Below are 15,564 nucleotides of genomic sequence, written 5' to 3' on the forward strand. Positions count from 1 at the left end.
GTCGCTGACCCGTCACGAGGCGCGGGCGAACTCACCAGGGTGCAGTTGAACCGCGTCCTCGGCGTAGCACCAGGGCACGGTCGGCGCGTCGTCGTCCCCCGATGACGGGTGAGTCGGCCGGAGCGACCAAGCCGAACCGCTCGACGATGTCGGAGGCCTACACCCGGTCGCCGAACACGTCGGCGTTCGTGAGGTCGTCGAAGCGCGCGATCAGCTGATCACCGTCGTAGACCTCCGTGTGGTCGGCCAGGGCCCGAGCGGTTCGGATGTGCCCGTCCCCTGCATGAACGGCTCGCGAGCCGGATCGACGTCGCCCGCGATGTGGATCGTGACCGCTCCCCCCGGCCCGCCTCGATCGGGCGAGAGCGGCTCGGCGACATCGAAGCCCCCGTACTCCTCACCGAGACGCCGAAGCACCTCAGCGATGAACGGCGTCGGACCGAAGGGTTCCGGTTCGATGCGCTTGCGGCGGAAGATACCCACGTGTTTCGGTCCTCTCCGTTGACGACAAGGGCGGCTGGCATGTGGACGTCGCGTCGACTTCGGGCCGAGCATCACCGCGGCCCCGCGCCACCCAACCATCATCGCACTGTGCGAGCGATGGCCGAAGTGGATCAACGCACAGATCGCGACGGCCGGACTCGTTCGTGAGGCCCGGGCGTGTTGCAGGGTCCCTGCACGGACACCGCGGCCGCGCTGGCGACCCCGCTCTACTCTTGCCGACGCACCCTTCACACCGGCGCAGCGCGAGTCACCGACCGCCAGATCGAACGGATCCAGGTCCTGTTCGCCGACGAGCGACACATCGCGGTGGAAGCGACCTGGGTCAACTACCAGCGCATGATCGCCGCCTACCGCCACCCGGACCGCACACTCGGGAAGACAGAGATGCAGGCCGTCATCGACGTCCTCCGCACGGCTATCCCGAAGGCCTCGACGAACTGCCCCGCCTCGGCCGAACTCTGCGTCAGCGAGCCAGCGACGTGCTGGCATTCTTCGACCTGCAAGGCACCAGCAACGGCCCCACCGAGGCAATCTGTGAGTCTGGGTTCGGCTGGTCTGGGACTGGCTGGTCAGGATGGATGTCGGTCGTGTCGGCCGGGGTGTGGCTCTCGAAGCAATTGGCCCGCTCGCGGTGTCTTTCCGTTGAATTGTCCGCTCCGGTCGGCGCGGTCGACGCCGTCCGGCCCACCTCGGTGACCTCATCAGGAGACTGCCCGACCTTGCGGGTCGTGGCCCATCACAGATTCGCCCCGGAGTGACCTCTTCCCGGATCGGCGTCGGCCGCTCGGTGACCGTGACCCTGTCCATTCGAAGAGAGGAGCGTCGATCGCCATGGCTATCGTCGCGCATACCTGTCCGTTCGTCATCGGCGTGGATACTCACGCCCGCAACCACGCCGTCTCGATCCTGGCCTGCCCAACACGACGAAGCCCAGTTCCCGGCCACCACAGCAGGTCTGTCACGCGCAGTGTCCTGGGCCGGACGACGCACCGGTGGTGGCGTCGGCGTGCTCTGGGCGATCGAGGGCACCGGAACCTACGGGGCACGTCTGGCGCGCGCCGCATCGGATGCTGGCTACACGGTCGTCGAGGCCCCGCGCATGAACGCCCGCGCCAACCGCGGCATCGGCAAGTCGGACCCGTTGGACGCCCGCCGCATCGCTGCCGCAGCACTCCCGCTCCAGGACAGCCAGCTGCGCGAACCACGCGCTGACGACGGTATCCGCGCCGCCGTCAAGATGCTCCTGGCCTCCCGAGACCACATGAGCACTGAGCGCACTGCGACGATTAACGCGCTCACGGCGTTGCTGCGCGTCGTCGATCTCGGCATCGATGCCCGCCGGCCACTCACCCAGGCGCAGATCGTCACGATCGCCGCATGGCGAACACGCGACGAAGACCTCGCCACCGCGACAGCCCGAGGCGAAGCCACCCGTCTCGCCAAGCGCGTCGCCACGCTCGACACTGAGCTCAAGGACATCACCAAGCGGATCACCGACCTCGTCCGCCGAAGCCCCGCCAGCACGCTTCTGGACCAGCCGGGGATCGGGCCGGTGACCGCCGCTGTCGCGTTGACCTCCTGGTCGCACCTGGGCCGGATCAGGTCCGAGGCCGCGTTTGCCAGTCTCGCCGGCGCCAGCCCGATCCCCGCATCCTCGGGCAACACCGTCCGGCACCGCATCAACCGCGGCGGTGACCGACGCTTGAACCGCGCCCTCCACATGGCCGTCGTGACCCGCATGCGCATGGACCCGAGAACCCGCGCCTACGTCGAGCGCCGCACCGCCGAGGGACGCACCCTGCGCGAGATCCGCCGCTGCCTCAAGCGATACCTCGCCCGCGAGATCTACCGACGCCTCAACACCGCAGCCCGAGCCCAGCTTGCGACGACTTGACAAACATAGGAGATTCAACGGCAGGGTCGAACACCTCCACGGATCCGCCCTCGGCTTCCGACATCTCACGCACTACATTGCCGGGGCCCCTGCTCGAGGCCGGTGGCTTCAGACCCCGCCTACACCCTGGAATGCGATGAGCCCGGAAGGCTCCCGACCTCGTCGCGGGGCCCAGCCGCGCGTCCACTGCCATCCTCGTGGCGCTCTCTCGAAGCTCATCAGGGTCTTTTGTCGCAGCCGACGACGTCCGTCGCAGCCTTGACTCACCCGACCAGACCGAGCTCGTATGCCTTGATGACCGCCTGCACGCGGTTGGACAGCTCCAGTTTTGTCAGGATGCGTCCGAAATGCGCTTTCACCGTGGACTCGCTCAGGTGCAGTGTGTCCGCAATCTCCGTGTTCGTCAGGCCGCGTCCGACCAGAACGAACACTTCGCGTTCCCGGGCCGACAGCTCCGACAGCTCCGGCAGTCCGGCCTGTTCGGGCTTGCCCGCTACGAGGTGCGGGACAGCCACTTCGATGAGCCGCGAGGTGATCCGAGGCGACACCACCGCATCGCCGGTCGCGACGGTGCGGATCGCGGACACCATTTCATCGGGTCGGGTGTTCTTCAGCAGGAACCCTGCAGCACCAGCCTGCAACGCTCCGAACGCGGACTCATCGAGATCGTAGGTGGTAAGCACGAGCACTCGGGTGTCCGGCAGTCTCCGAACGATCTCACGTGTCGCGGCGATGCCATCCTTCCCGGGCATCCGCACATCCATGAGTACGACCTCCGGCTTCAACCGCACGGCCGCCCGGATCGCTTCCTCACCGTCAGCGGCCTCACCGACCACGGCCATGTCATCCTGCGCTTCGAGAACGAGCCGTAAGCCGTACCGCACGAGCTCCTGATCATCGACGAGCAGCACGGTCGTTCTCACCGTCACGCGATTTCTCCGTGGTCTCCGAAGCGTAGTCGAGCCTCCACGCGCCAGCCTCCTCCGGATCGCGGGCCCGCGACCACCTCGCCATCGTAGAACATGGCGCGCTCACGGATACCGAGCAAGCCGCGTCCGGATTCCGATGGGGCCTTCACCACGTCCGCCAAGTCCTCGACGATCACCGCAGCGCCGGACGGAACGAAGTCGACGGAGACTTGCACTTTCCTCACTCCTCTGCCGTGCCGGAGAACATTGGTGAGAGACTCCTGCACAATGCGATAGACGGTGAACAAGTACACGGGGTTGCTCGGGATCGTTCCGCCCACCTCGAACACCACAGGCAGACCAGCCGAGCGGAATTCGTCGACCAGGGCGGACAGATCAGGGATCCCTACCTGCGACTGATCGAGTTCGGGATCGCCGGGCTCGTCGCTCCGAACACGGCTGAGAAGCCTGCGCACCTCGCTCAGCGTCCGACGGCCGGTCTCTCCTACCCCGCGAATCGCCTTCTGCGCCTCTTCGGGCTGACGTTCGATCGAGGCGTCCGCACCGTCCGCGAGCGCAATCATCACAGCCAGGCTGTGCGCGATCACATCATGCATCTCGCGGGCTACGCGCTCGCGCTCGTCGGCTCGTGCGATGGTTGCCTGCTGGTCACGCTCCCGTCTCAGATGCTCCGCGCGTTCGACGAGTCCGGCGACGTACCGTCGCCGGCTCCCGAGGTTTATCCCGAGCAGGACCAGCACGAGCAGCGGAATGCCGATGATAGCGAGCAGGTTGGCTGCGTTTAGCAGTGCCTGTTCTCCCGTCCGGGGTGCCGTCCCAAGAAAGGGCGCGCCACCACCGTTGAGTCGCCAGCTGAAGACGCACGAGGCCACCACCAGTGCAACGAGCGCGGCGAGGTACCACTTCCACGTGTCCCGGAGCGTGCATTGGATGCTCACTGAAAACAGCACGACTGCGAGGACGAAAGTCTCCGCGCCAGCGCCGACCCAGAATGAGAACGGTAACAGTAGCAGTCCCCCGGCGACGGCGAACGTGGGGGAGGACGTCCGCGCCACGATGACCAGGGCCCCTGCGACCGCGAGCAGGAGCAGGGGTGCGAGCGGTGCGCTCCAGTCCGAACAAGTCGACAACGCAACACCGATCGCGACGAAGAGTCCATAGCCGCCGAGCACCGCGAGGTGTTTGGCCAGGACGCGTGGCCCGGGACGCCACGAGCGGTGCGTTCGCGCTGCGGCGTCGCCCTCTACGACCCCCTTCCGACTCATACATCTCGCTTCCGCAGGGCGATCGCTCCGCCGATCAGGCTGACGAACGCCCAGGCGACCACCAGCACTGCTCCCGCGGCCGGGCTGAGATATCCCTGGCCATTTGCGAACGGCGCATCGGGGATGGCCATCTGTACCATCGAGTACCCGCCGTTTCCGATGACCAGCATCCGCAGCACGGTCGAGGCCAGACCGGCGGGAAGCAGCATCGACAGTCCAGGGCCAAGGAAGGTCAGTGTGAAGATGATGATCGCCCCCGCGGTCGTCGATCGGACGATGGCGGCGACGCCGAGACCGAACACGGCCGTCAGCGCCAGGTAGAGGACCGTGCCGAGCAATGAGCCGAGCACGCCGTCACTAGCGAGAGAGACATCCATGCCTGCTTCCCGGATCATGGGGTTGGCGATGGCCCATGCGCCGAAAATCATAATGGCCGCCACCACCGACACCGCGGTGAACAGCACCAGGGCTTTCGCCCAGAGCACCTTCAGCCGACCGGGGACGGCCAGCATGGTGGGCTGTATCGTCCCCGAGGAGTACTCCGCTCCCATGGACATGACTCCGAGGATGCCCGCAAAGACCGGGCACATCGCACCGGCGACCTGCGTGAGGTCGTACATGATGCGCTGAAGGTCATAACCGTGTCCGGCAGCAAAAACGAGAGTGTTCGAGACGGCAAACACTCCGGCGCCGAGCCCCAGAATGAGCATGCCGACCAGACAGATCCACGTGGACGTCATCGTCGACAGCTTGATCCACTCCGAGTGCAGGATGTTGACGAGCCGCGGCGCGCTCGACGCTGTTGAACGCTGTCTCGATACGGTCAGGGGGGTCATGCGTTTTCCTCCTTCGAGGCGATCGACGCGGCTGTGTATTCGGCAGATCCTTCGGTCAGAGCGAGGTATGCCTGTTCCAGCGAACCAGCATGCGTGGAGACCTCATACAAGACGATCCCTTCAGACGCCGCGGCATCCGCGACCTCTTCCGAGGTCATCCCGCTCACATCGATGGCGCCATCCGGCTGGGACGTGAGGGTCACCCCGTCACGGGCAAGTGCAGCTACGAGGTGTTCAGCGCGATGGGTGCGCACGCGCACTACCGTGGTCGTCGCGCTGCTCATCACGTCCTGCAGCGGGCCGTCGGCGAGGATGCGGCCCCGCCCGATGACGATCAGCTGATCGGCCGTTTGCGCCATCTCGCTCATCAGGTGCGACGACAACAAGACAGTCCGGCCTTCTGCGGCGAGCTGCCGGAGGAAGGAACGGACCCAGAGAACGCCATCGGGATCGAGTCCATTGATCGGCTCATCGAGGATGATGACCCCCGGATCGCCGAGCAACGCCGCAGCAATGCCGAGCCGTTGGCCCATGCCCAGAGAGAAGCCGCCGACACGCTTGTTCGCGACGTCTTCGATGCCCGTCATTCCCATCACCTCGCGCACGCGTGCGGGGCCGATGCGGTGTGTCGCGGCGATTGCAAGCAGGTGCTTGTACGCTGATCGACTTTTCAGGGCGGCGCGAGCGTCGAGCAGCACCCCGACCTCGCGCAACGGTGACTGGAGGTCGCGGTACTTTCGTCCACGCACTTCGGCGGTTCCGGAGCTCGGCTCATCGAGGCCGACGATCATTCGCATGGTCGTCGTCTTCCCCGCACCGTTAGGCCCCAGGAAGCCGGTCACCTTGCCCGACTCAACAGTGAAGTCGATGTCATCTACGGCGATCTTGCGTCGGTAGCATTTCGTCAGGGATTGCACCCGGATCATCTGGTCCCCTTTCATCGCTCACGACGCTACATGCGGGCCTGGGACGACCGCATTGGCCCGCGGTCTCGTCCTCGACGGCACGTAGTATCCAGGTACACATCGGCCCTCAGCTTGTGGCACAGCGCCGCTGGGCGTGTGGATCACGTCTGACCTGATCCAGATCAGTGCGGCGGACCGACAGACGACGCCGACATCGAGGTAATCGCAGAGTTCGTAGATCGCCGCGCCCTCACGGACCTTCTCCCTGACGGACCGGATCACTCGCATCACGCGGTCGCGGTGGCGCGCAGGCAGCCGCCAGCGGAGCTCAAGCTGGACGAGGTCCGGGGCGATCAGTTGTGCAGCACGCAGATCATCGCGAGCGGGGATTCCTGGCACCTCAGAGCTGAGTGTGGACGCGCCGGACGCTTCCAACGCCTGGACGCCCTCGCGCTGCACGCGACGCCGCTCCTCACGCTCCTGCTTTTCGATCATGGCCATCAGTGTCTCCACTTTCATGGCTCTTCGGACATCTGGTGGGGGTCATGGTGTGAGGCCTCCGGCGGCGAGGAGCATGCGGAGTCGGTAGTTGTGGCGGTTGCGGAACCCTCTGGCGAGGCGGCGGTGGAGCTCGATGATCCCGTTGACGGCCTCGGTGCCGCCGTTCGATGATCTCCCGGTCGTGAAGTAGGCCAGGAACGCTGCCTGCCAACGGCGGAGGGTGCGGCCGAGCCTCGCGATCTCCGGGATCGGGCAGGTGTGAAACGAGTCGACGACCTTCCGGGCGATCCGCCGCCCGGCGGCGAGGTCCTTCTGGTGGTAGGCGGAGCGGAGTTGCTGCGCGCACTGCCATGCGACGAACACCTCGTCGTGCGCGGGATCGGCCTTGATCGTCGTCGCGAGCCTGTTCCGCTGTTTCTCGGTGAGGTTCTCTGCCCCGGCGCGGAGGATCGTCTGGATTCCGTAGAGCGGGTCGCCCTTCCGTCCGCGATGTCCGAGGGTGTCCTGCTGGACACGGCGGCGCACCTCGTCCACAGCGGCGGTGCCGAGCTTGACGACGTGGAACGCGTCGAGCACCGTGGTGGCGTCTTCGAGCTTGTCGTCGATCGCGGTCTTGTAGCCGGCGAACGGGTCCAACGCCGCGACCTGCACGTTCTTCCGGAACGCATCGCCGCGGTCTGCGAGCCAGGACGCGTAGGCCTTCCCCGACCGGCCGGGCACGAGATCGAGCAGTCTGGCCCGCGTCGTTCCGTGGTCGTCGCGGCTCAGGTCGACCATCCCGGTCAGCTCCTTCGGGCCGCGCTTGCGGGGATCGACGTGATGGGGAGGCTCGGAGCGTGTGCTCATCCACGCCGAGCGTGGTCACGTTCTCGAACCGGGACTCATCGGCCGCCGACTTGACGAGCTCGGGCTCAACCGCGCGCCACACGGTCTTCCACGACGTGTCGAGCTGACGGGCCAGACCGTGAACGGTCGCGTGCTCGCGGCGTAGCTGCCCGATCGCCCATGCCACGGCGCGCTGGGTGATCGACCCGCGTCGGGCAACCAGATCCGGAAGCTGCTCCACGAACGTCTTCCGCACGCAATCCTCCTCGCCACACCGCCAGACCCGTTGCCGCCACACAATCCGCCCCCGTGTCGTCCCGGGCACGTCATGAAGCACGCGACGGCGCCGGCCGCGACTGGTCGCGATGACTCCACACGACAGGCACCCGATCGGAGCTGCCAGGCTCGAGACCGTCACGACCAGCAGCCCGTCACGGCGCTGGGCGTGCTCGACATAGACACCGGGAAGGCCGAGCAGAACGTCGCAGCGGGAACACGGATCGGCGGAGCGCGCGTCAGCGCACCCCGAGGTAGGGTGAAGCACGTCGAGGTCCTCGGAGTCGATCAGACAGTTAGCGCTACTGATCCTCCGGGACCTCGACCCCTACCCGCCGACCATCACCCGGCGAGCCTCACCCCCACCAAATGTCCGCAGAGCCGGTTAGGCTCTGCGCATTCTAGGTGGGGGTGAGGGGGTCAAGTCCGCCGGCGATCAGGAGCATGCGGAGCCGGTAGTTGTCGTAGTTGGTGAAGCCGCGGGCGATCCGGCGGGCGAGTTCGATGAGCCCATTCACGGCCTCGGTGCCGCCGTTGGATGAGCGTCCTGTCGCCCAGTAGGCCAGGAACGCGGCTCGCCACTGGGTGAGGGTGCGGCCGAGGCGGGCGATTTCGGGGATCGGGCAGGACGGGAACGATTCGAGAACCTTCTCGGCGATCTTGTGCCCTTCGACCAGGTTGGGGTGCCGGTAGGCGTCGCGGAGCTGCTGGGCGGCGTGCCAGGCGACTTCAACTTCAACGTGCTCCTCCCTCGTCGCGAACGCCGCGTCGAGCCGGGACCGCTGCCTGTCGGTGAGGCGCTCCCGTCCGGCGCGGAGGATGTTGCGGATCCCGTAGAGCGGATCTCCCTTGCAGCCGCGATGGCCGAGGGTGTCTTGCTGGACGCGGCGACGGACGTCATCAACCGCGGCGGTGCCGAGCTTGACGACGTGGAACGCGTCCAGCACCGCGGTCGCGTCGTCGAGTTCGTCGTCGAGGGCCTTCTTGTAGCCGGCGAACGGGTCAAGAGCTGCGATCTTCACCCCGGCACGGAACTGTTCGTCCCGCTCCTTGATCCAGTCTGCGTACGCCTTCGAGGATCGACCTGGCACCAGGTCCAGCAGTCGCGCCCGCACGCGTCCCGTGGCGTCTCGGGTCAGGTCGACCATCCCGGTCAGCTCCTTCGGACCGCGCCCGCCGTCGGCGACGGGCTTCGTGGACACGTGATGCCACAGGTGCTCGTCCACGCCGAGCACTTCTACGCCATCGAACCGGCCAGGGTCCTGCTCGCGGCGCTGCAACTCGGCCTCCACGTGCGTCCAGACCGTGCGCCACGCGACGCGCAGCTGCCGAGCGACACCGCGCACTGACGCGTTCTCGCGGCGCATCTGCGCCACCGCCCACGCCACCGCGCGAGCCGTCAGCGCTTTGTTGGCCGCCGCGACGGTCGGGTTCTGCTCCGTGAATGAGCGCACCCCGCACCCGTCCTGGCGACACCGCCAGCGGCGCTTGCGCCACCGGACCCGAACCGGAGTCCCGCCCATCGGGGCGTCCGTCAGAACGAGCACCTTCCGTCCCGCCGACTCCGCGACCACTCCGCACTCAGGGCAGCCGACCGGACCCGGCGGCGACTCGGCATCGATCACGAGCACGCCATCGCCGCGACGCTCGACCCCGGCCACCCGGAGCCCGTCGAGTCCGACGAGCAGGTCGCAGCGATCACAGTAGACAGCAGAACATGGGCGCGCGGCGGCGCAGCGCGTAGCATCAGGCACGGGTCGAGGTCTCCGGACGAACAGGTTGCTTGGTCGCTACCGATCCTCCGGGCCTCGACCCACCTCACCCCGTCACGCCACGCCCGAGCGCCTCACCCCACCCAGAATGCGCAGAGCCAGTATGACCTATCGGCAACGAGCGGCCTCCCCATCTGACACCGCGCTTAGACCCTCGTGTACGGCAGAATGATCAAGCAGGCGCACGGACGAGAGTAGGCAGTCATGCAAGACGGTGGACAGTTAGACATCAGCCTTCGAGGGGTTGCGCATCTTCTCAGGGATCAGTCGCTCGAAGTTCCAGCGTTTCAACGCAACTACTCTTGGAGCAGGGAGCAGGTTGATGAATACTGGTTTGATCTCAAGGCCGCGCTCACCACTGACCAGCCGTTCTATTTCCTTGGCACAGTAGTTCTGGGACGTTCGGCCAGTGGCGCGGCGTCAGTTATCGATGGACAGCAACGTTTGGCTACGACGTCCATGCTGCTAGCAGCGATACGGGACGTGTTCCGAGATAGAGGCGATGTTCGCCGTGCCGAAACGTTGCAGTCCCTGTATCTGGCTGCGCCATCCCTCCTGGAAAACAGAACACAGCCGAAGCTTCAGCTTAACGCCGTGGATCAAGCATTCTTCGAAGCGCATATTCTCAGGCTTCGCGATACCCCAGCCCAAGACGCAGAAACTCGCCCGGCGCTCGCGGATGCTTTCGCGCGATTGAGCGCGCGGCTGGTGGACGACGTGGAAGGCGTCGGCCCGAAGTGGGAGGATCGGCTCCTTCGCTGGGTAGAGCTCTTGGAGAAACGAACACAAGTTATTGCCGTCAGCGTGACGGATGACTCAGATGCGTTCGTCATCTTTGAGACGCTCAACGATCGCGGAATGGAACTCTCGGTTTCGGATCTCATAAAGAACTATCTTCTTGGCCTAAGCAGGGAGGAAATCGCGCTGGCTCAGGAGTTGTGGGTATCGACCTCACGCGCGATCGAAGAGACGGCGACATCCAAAGAGATCACTTCGTTTATTCGTCAATGGTGGAGCTCAAGGCAGGGTGCGACCAGAGAACGAGACCTGTATAAGTCCTTGCGGAGCAACGTCTCGGCCCGGGATGAAGCTGTGTCGGTGTTGCGCGAAATGGCAAAGTCAGCACCTGCCTATGCTGCACTGCTTGACCCGGATCACTACCTCTGGGCTGAACTCCCGGCTATGGCACCGCGTTCTGTGGCGGTGCTGCTCGAGCTCGGGTTTGAGCAGTACCGCCCGCTTGCTATCGCCGCAATGCGGAAGTTCCCGGGAACCGACCTGGGCGAACTCCTGGCCTCCATCGTCAACTGGTCTGTGCGCGGACTTATCGTCGGCGGGATCGGTGGTGGTAGTGCTGAGCGTTACTATGCGGAGGCGGCAGTCCGAGTCTCGAATGAACGCGCACGGACAGTTGAGGAAGTTTTTCGTGAGCTCGATGGAATGGTAGCCAGCGACCGCGAGTTCGAGGCAACTTTCCGGGAACGACGAGTACTCCGGATCTCCTACCTTCGATACCTTCTTCGCTCGCTTGATTCCGGCGAAGCCATTTCGACACTGCGGCATGGTGACTCGGTGCCCATCGGATTCTTCCCACGAACTGACCCGAATGGCGTATGGGGCGACTTTGTTGCCGAAGATGATCGTAAACAACTAAGTGCCCGCATAGGCAACTACGGCCTGTTCCCAGCTCACCTGTCCGCGAAGGTACCTTCTGCGCCTCTCGAGCGTCTGGCCTTCTTCGAAGCGCATGACGAGCTGCGCAGCTCGCTCGGGCTGACCTGGGATCAGGTGACTCCCGACGTCGTGGCTAGCCGTCAGGCTCAGATGGCTGAAGCTGCTGTAACGGTCTGGCCAACGATCCAAAAGAACACTGTCTAGGGCGGCAGGAAATGGACGCGAAGGAGCTTGACGAGAACTGGCGGCGCGCATGTCGGGCAAACCCAATTCTTAGCAGACTGGGCGACCCCTCGGACAGTGCCCAACTCATCGCCGACGTGCTGAGCCGGGTGCAAGGGCTTGGCCATCCTCCCGACGCAGTCCTGCGCGGACTCGCGGTGGGATTCGCCATGTCTGGGTGGGAAGGGAACCCGGAGGCCGCGTATCTGCAGCTCGCAACATTGGTGATAGAGGCCTCCAAGGACCCTCAGGCAGACTTGCGAGAAGCCCTGCAAGTTCTTTCAGTGGTAGGCGATGCCTCAGTGAGCAATCTTCTCGATGTATGGCGTACTGAGGCCGAAGAAGATCGATTGACACGTCTCGGCAATCGTCGGCGTATGGAGGCAGTGACGAGGGATTGGGTTAGGACCGAAGTCACGTTTGACTATGCTTCCATCGATGTAGATGGATTGAAAGCCGTCAATGACGGCCCAGGTGGGCACGAGGCCGGTGATGAACTGCTGAGAACTGTCGCCGCACACCTGACGAGCACGCTACCCAACGATCTATGCCATATTTTCCGCTACGGCGGCGATGAGTTCGGAGTCGTCATGAAACGATCCGAGGACGGGGCAGCGCTCAGAGAGCGGTTGGATGAGGTTGTTCAAGGTCTGCCCGGCGAGATCTCCTTCAGCTGGGGGGTTTCCACCTGGCCTGACGAGGATAACGAAGTACACACCGTGATTCGCTATGCAGATGAACGGATGTACGAGCAGAAGCGCATGAAGAAGAGCAGTGACGTGAGCGACGCGACCCAATGAAAGATAGCCTTCTCAGACAACCAAGTTCTCCCGAGTAGACGGCAGGAGCTGCCCATTTCGCTGAGCCCTTCAAAGGGATGTTCTGTTACCTGCCTGCATTCCCACTCTCCAGGAACTCACGGCCTAGCGGGGTGTCTTTTCCAGAGTCAATGTCAACGGCTCAGAGTGCCCGCATTCTCCCGCGAGCCTAGCCTTGTAGTCATGGTGGGCGGCGAGAAGGACGAGAGGCGGCATGTACCTGCCGCGTCGAGCGAGGGTCGCCGCCGGAACATGCAGGCGAACCGGCGCCGGGATACGAAGCCAGAGCTGGCTTTGCGGTCTGCGCTGCACCGGGCCGGGTTCCGGTACCGGTGCGACTTCCGCATCGATCTGCCGGAGGGGAGGGTGCGCCCGGATATCGTGTTCACTCGCAAACGGGCTCTTCGGACATTTGGTGGGGGTGAGGCTCGCCGGGTGATGGTCGGCGGGTAGGGGTCGAGATCCCGGAGGATCAGTAGCGCTAACTGTCTGATCGACTCCGAGGACCTCGACGTGCTTCACCCTACCTCGGGGTGCGCTGACGCGCGCTCCGCCGATCCGTGTTCCCGCTGCGACGTTCTGCTCGGCCTTCCCGGTGTCTATGTCGAGCACGCCCAGCGCCGTGACGGGCTGCTGGTCGTGACGGTCTCGAGCCTGGCAGCTCCGATCGGGTGCCTGTCGTGTGGAGTCATCGCGACCAGTCGCGGCCGGCGCCGTCGCGTGCTTCATGACGTGCCCGGGACGACACGGGTGCGGATTGTGTGGCGGCAACGGGTCTGGCGGTGTGGCGAGGAGGATTGCGTGCGGAAGACGTTCGTGGAGCAGCTTCCGGATCTGGTTGCCCGACGCGGGTCGATCACCCAGCGCGCCGTGGCATGGGCGATCGGGCAGCTACGTCGCGAGCACGCGACCGTTCACGGTCTGGCCCGTCAGCTCGACACGTCGTGGAAGACCGTGTGGCGCGCGGTTGAGCCCGAGCTCGTCAAGTCGGCGGCCGATGAGTCCCGGTTCGAGAACGTGACCACGCTCGGCGTGGATGAGCACATCTGGCATCACGTCGATCCTCGCAAGCACGGCCCGAAGGAGCTGACCGGGATGGTCGACCTGAGCCGCGACGACCACGGAACGACGCGGGCCAGACTGCTCGATCTCGTGCCCGGCCGGTCGGGGAAGGCCTACGCGTCCTGGCTCGCAGACCGCGGCGATGCGTTCCGGAAGAACGTGCAGGTCGCGGCGTTGGACCCGTTCGCCGGCTACAAGACCGCGATCGACGACAAGCTCGAAGACGCCACCACGGTGCTCGACGCGTTCCACGTCGTCAAGCTCGGCACCGCCGCTGTGGACGAGGTGCGCCGCCGTGTCCAGCAGGACACCCTCGGACATCGCGGACGGAAGGGCGACCCGCTCTACGGAATCCAGACGATCCTCCGCGCCGGGGCAGAGAACCTCACCGAGAAACAGCGGAACAGGCTCGCGACGACGATCAAGGCCGATCCCGCGCACGACGAGGTGTTCGTCGCATGGCAGTGCGCGCAGCAACTCCGCTCCGCCTACCACCAGAAGGACCTCGCCGCCGGGCGGCGGATCGCCCGGAAGGTCGTCGACTCGTTTCACACCTGCCCGATCCCGGAGATCGCGAGGCTCGGCCGCACCCTCCGCCGTTGGCAGGCAGCGTTCCTGGCCTACTTCACGACCGGGAGATCATCGAACGGCGGCACCGAGGCCGTCAACGGGATCATCGAGCTCCACCGCCGCCTCGCCAGAGGGTTCCGCAACCGCCACAACTACCGACTCCGCATGCTCCTCGCCGCCGGAGGCCTCACACCATGACCCCCACCAGATGTCCGAAGAGCCCATAAAGTCGAGCGCGGCGGCACCGTGGGACGCGCGAAGCTCGGCTACCTCAACGCGCGAAAGGACTTCGACGGGCGCCTGGTCAACACCATCGACGTCGACCCCGTCCGTGCTCCGCTCATCCGGTGGGCGTTCGAGCAGTACTCGACCGGGCAGCACTCGATCATGCAGTTGCAAATCATGCTCGAACACCAAGGACTGACCACGCGCCCCTCATCGAAGCGCGCGGCCAGGCCACTGTCCACGAGCCAGCTGGCGATGATCCTCCGCGATCCGTACTACACCGGCGTCATCCGCTACAAAGGACGCCTCTACCCGGGACGCCACGAACCGATCATCTCCAAGGAACTGTTCCTCGCCGTGCAGAAAATCCTCGACGGCCGCAACCGCAAAGGCGACCGCGACCGCACCCACTTCCACTTCCTCCGCGGCCTGCTCTACTGCGCCGAATGCAAGGAAGCCGGGCGCGACAGCGGCCTCGTCTACAGCCAGAACACCGGCCACGGCGGCACCTACGAGTACTACCTCTGCACCGCCAAACAACGCGGCCTCTGCAGCATGCCCAGCGTCCGCCTCGACGACGTCGAAGAGGCCGTCGCCAGAGCTGTCGCCGCCGAGGAGTTCCACACCGAGGAACTCATCGAGATCCGCGACCAGGTACGCCACGCCCTCGAAGAGATGCAGTCCCACGAGCAAGAAGAGAAGGACGCGCTCCGCACCCAACTCGCCAAGCTCGAAGCACAGGAGGATCGGCTGATCGATCTTGCCGCCGATGGCAAGCTCCCCAGCAGCAAGCTCCGCGAACGACTCGAAGCCGTCACCCTGCAGAAGGGCGCCGTAGCCGAGAAACTCGCACGCACCGGCGCCCGAATCCAGCGCGGCGTCGACCGCGTCTACGCCTCCATCGACTTGCTTGAGAAGCCCCGCGAGCTATACGAGAGCCTGCCCGACAGCGCCCGACGCAACCTCCTCGGCGCGTTCTTCAAGAAGCTCAACGTCCTCATCACCGAAGATGGCCTGCACCTCACCAGCGAACGGACAGAGATCAACGAAGCGTTCCACGAGTGGCAGACACACCACCGCCTCACCTCGGCCGCACACACGCCGACGAAAACGAAGAGGGCCTCCCGCATTCCTGCGGAAGACCCTGCTTCGGTGCCGTACCGACTTACTCAGTCCAAAGGTTTGAATAAGCCTGTATTGGTCGGGATGACAGGATTTGAACCTGCGACCCCTTGAATCGCATTGGTCAATAGTGTCAACCGTGCACCCCAGCCCGCTTCAGCCCT

The 15,564-nt window shown here is 65.1% G+C and carries 12 protein-coding genes, 1 tRNA gene and 3 pseudogenes; 7 read left to right on the forward strand and 9 right to left on the reverse strand.

All coding sequences use genetic code 11. The features are described 5' to 3' along the window. Nucleotides 1-210: 210 nt before the first annotated feature. Complete coding sequence (locus HNR16_RS08425) at nucleotides 211-483, reverse strand: hypothetical protein (protein ID WP_158042077.1); 273 nt, start codon at nucleotides 481-483, stop codon at nucleotides 211-213. A 176-nt stretch (nucleotides 484-659) separates the two neighbouring features. Between HNR16_RS08425 and HNR16_RS18195 the strand changes: the two are divergent. Together HNR16_RS18195 and HNR16_RS08430 are read left to right on the forward strand one after the other, a co-directional pair. Further along, nucleotides 660-1,037: pseudogene (locus tag HNR16_RS18195) on the forward strand (transposase); the annotation flags it as partial. 298 nt (nucleotides 1,038-1,335) lie between these two features. Then, nucleotides 1,336-2,398: pseudogene (locus HNR16_RS08430) on the forward strand (IS110 family RNA-guided transposase). Nucleotides 2,399-2,661: 263 nt separating this feature from the next. On the opposite strand, the gene HNR16_RS08435 reads toward HNR16_RS08430, so the two are convergent. The 7 genes and pseudogenes from HNR16_RS08435 to HNR16_RS08465 all read right to left on the reverse strand — a co-directional run bounded on the left by HNR16_RS08435 (nucleotide 2,662) and on the right by HNR16_RS08465 (nucleotide 9,689). Beyond that, nucleotides 2,662-3,327, reverse strand: a complete 666-nt coding sequence (locus tag HNR16_RS08435; protein ID WP_158042188.1) for a response regulator transcription factor — start codon at nucleotides 3,325-3,327, stop codon at nucleotides 2,662-2,664. Beyond that, nucleotides 3,324-4,592 carry a sensor histidine kinase gene (locus tag HNR16_RS08440; RefSeq protein ID WP_158042189.1) on the reverse strand — a complete coding sequence of 423 codons (1,269 nt, stop codon included), beginning with the start codon at nucleotides 4,590-4,592 and terminating at the stop codon, nucleotides 3,324-3,326. The genes HNR16_RS08435 and HNR16_RS08440 overlap by 4 nt, the downstream gene beginning before the upstream one ends. Further along, nucleotides 4,589-5,428: an ABC transporter permease gene (locus HNR16_RS08445; RefSeq protein WP_158042190.1), complete on the reverse strand. Its 840-nt coding sequence runs from the start codon at nucleotides 5,426-5,428 to the stop codon at nucleotides 4,589-4,591. The genes HNR16_RS08440 and HNR16_RS08445 overlap by 4 nt, the downstream gene beginning before the upstream one ends. Continuing rightward, entirely contained in the window at nucleotides 5,425-6,354 is a 930-nt protein-coding gene (locus tag HNR16_RS08450; RefSeq protein WP_158042192.1) for an ABC transporter ATP-binding protein, read from the reverse strand. The genes HNR16_RS08445 and HNR16_RS08450 overlap by 4 nt, the downstream gene beginning before the upstream one ends. Before the next feature lie 18 nt (nucleotides 6,355-6,372). Next, nucleotides 6,373-6,828 carry a hypothetical protein gene (locus HNR16_RS08455; protein WP_179558008.1) on the reverse strand — a complete coding sequence of 152 codons (456 nt, stop codon included), beginning with the start codon at nucleotides 6,826-6,828 and terminating at the stop codon, nucleotides 6,373-6,375. Between the two features lie 48 nt (nucleotides 6,829-6,876). Next, nucleotides 6,877-8,203 (reverse strand): annotated as a pseudogene (locus tag HNR16_RS08460) (ISL3 family transposase). 133 nt (nucleotides 8,204-8,336) lie between these two features. Beyond that, nucleotides 8,337-9,689: an ISL3 family transposase gene (locus HNR16_RS08465; RefSeq protein ID WP_179558092.1), complete on the reverse strand. Its 1,353-nt coding sequence runs from the start codon at nucleotides 9,687-9,689 to the stop codon at nucleotides 8,337-8,339. 222 nt (nucleotides 9,690-9,911) lie between these two features. Here HNR16_RS08465 and HNR16_RS08470 point away from each other — a divergent pair, with 222 nt between their 5' ends. The 5 genes from HNR16_RS08470 (at nucleotide 9,912) to HNR16_RS08490 (ending at nucleotide 15,514) form a co-directional block, all read left to right on the forward strand. Beyond that, entirely contained in the window at nucleotides 9,912-11,585 is a 1,674-nt protein-coding gene (locus tag HNR16_RS08470; RefSeq protein ID WP_158042206.1) for a DUF262 domain-containing protein, read from the forward strand. A gap of 11 nt (nucleotides 11,586-11,596) precedes the next feature. After that, the gene (locus tag HNR16_RS08475; RefSeq protein WP_158042207.1) at nucleotides 11,597-12,403 is read left to right on the forward strand and encodes a GGDEF domain-containing protein; all 807 of its coding nucleotides are present in this window, start codon (nucleotides 11,597-11,599) and stop codon (nucleotides 12,401-12,403) included. A 201-nt stretch (nucleotides 12,404-12,604) separates the two neighbouring features. Continuing rightward, nucleotides 12,605-12,874 carry a PDDEXK family nuclease gene (locus tag HNR16_RS08480; protein ID WP_158042208.1) on the forward strand — a complete coding sequence of 90 codons (270 nt, stop codon included), beginning with the start codon at nucleotides 12,605-12,607 and terminating at the stop codon, nucleotides 12,872-12,874. A gap of 60 nt (nucleotides 12,875-12,934) precedes the next feature. Continuing rightward, on the forward strand, nucleotides 12,935-14,251 hold the full coding sequence (locus HNR16_RS08485; RefSeq protein ID WP_179558170.1) for an ISL3 family transposase: 1,317 nt from the start codon (nucleotides 12,935-12,937) through the stop codon (nucleotides 14,249-14,251). A 48-nt stretch (nucleotides 14,252-14,299) separates the two neighbouring features. Next, on the forward strand, nucleotides 14,300-15,514 hold the full coding sequence (locus HNR16_RS08490) for a recombinase family protein (RefSeq protein ID WP_158041796.1): 1,215 nt from the start codon (nucleotides 14,300-14,302) through the stop codon (nucleotides 15,512-15,514). On the opposite strand, the gene HNR16_RS08495 is transcribed toward HNR16_RS08490, so the two are convergent. Next, nucleotides 15,477-15,554: transfer RNA gene (locus tag HNR16_RS08495), tRNA-OTHER, on the reverse strand. The two genes, HNR16_RS08490 and HNR16_RS08495, sit on opposite strands and share 38 nt — an antisense overlap. Nucleotides 15,555-15,564 lie beyond the last annotated feature (10 nt).

Origin of the sequence: Pseudoclavibacter chungangensis (genome assembly GCF_013410545.1) — a bacterium.
GTDB lineage: Bacteria > Actinomycetota > Actinomycetes > Actinomycetales > Microbacteriaceae > Pseudoclavibacter > Pseudoclavibacter chungangensis.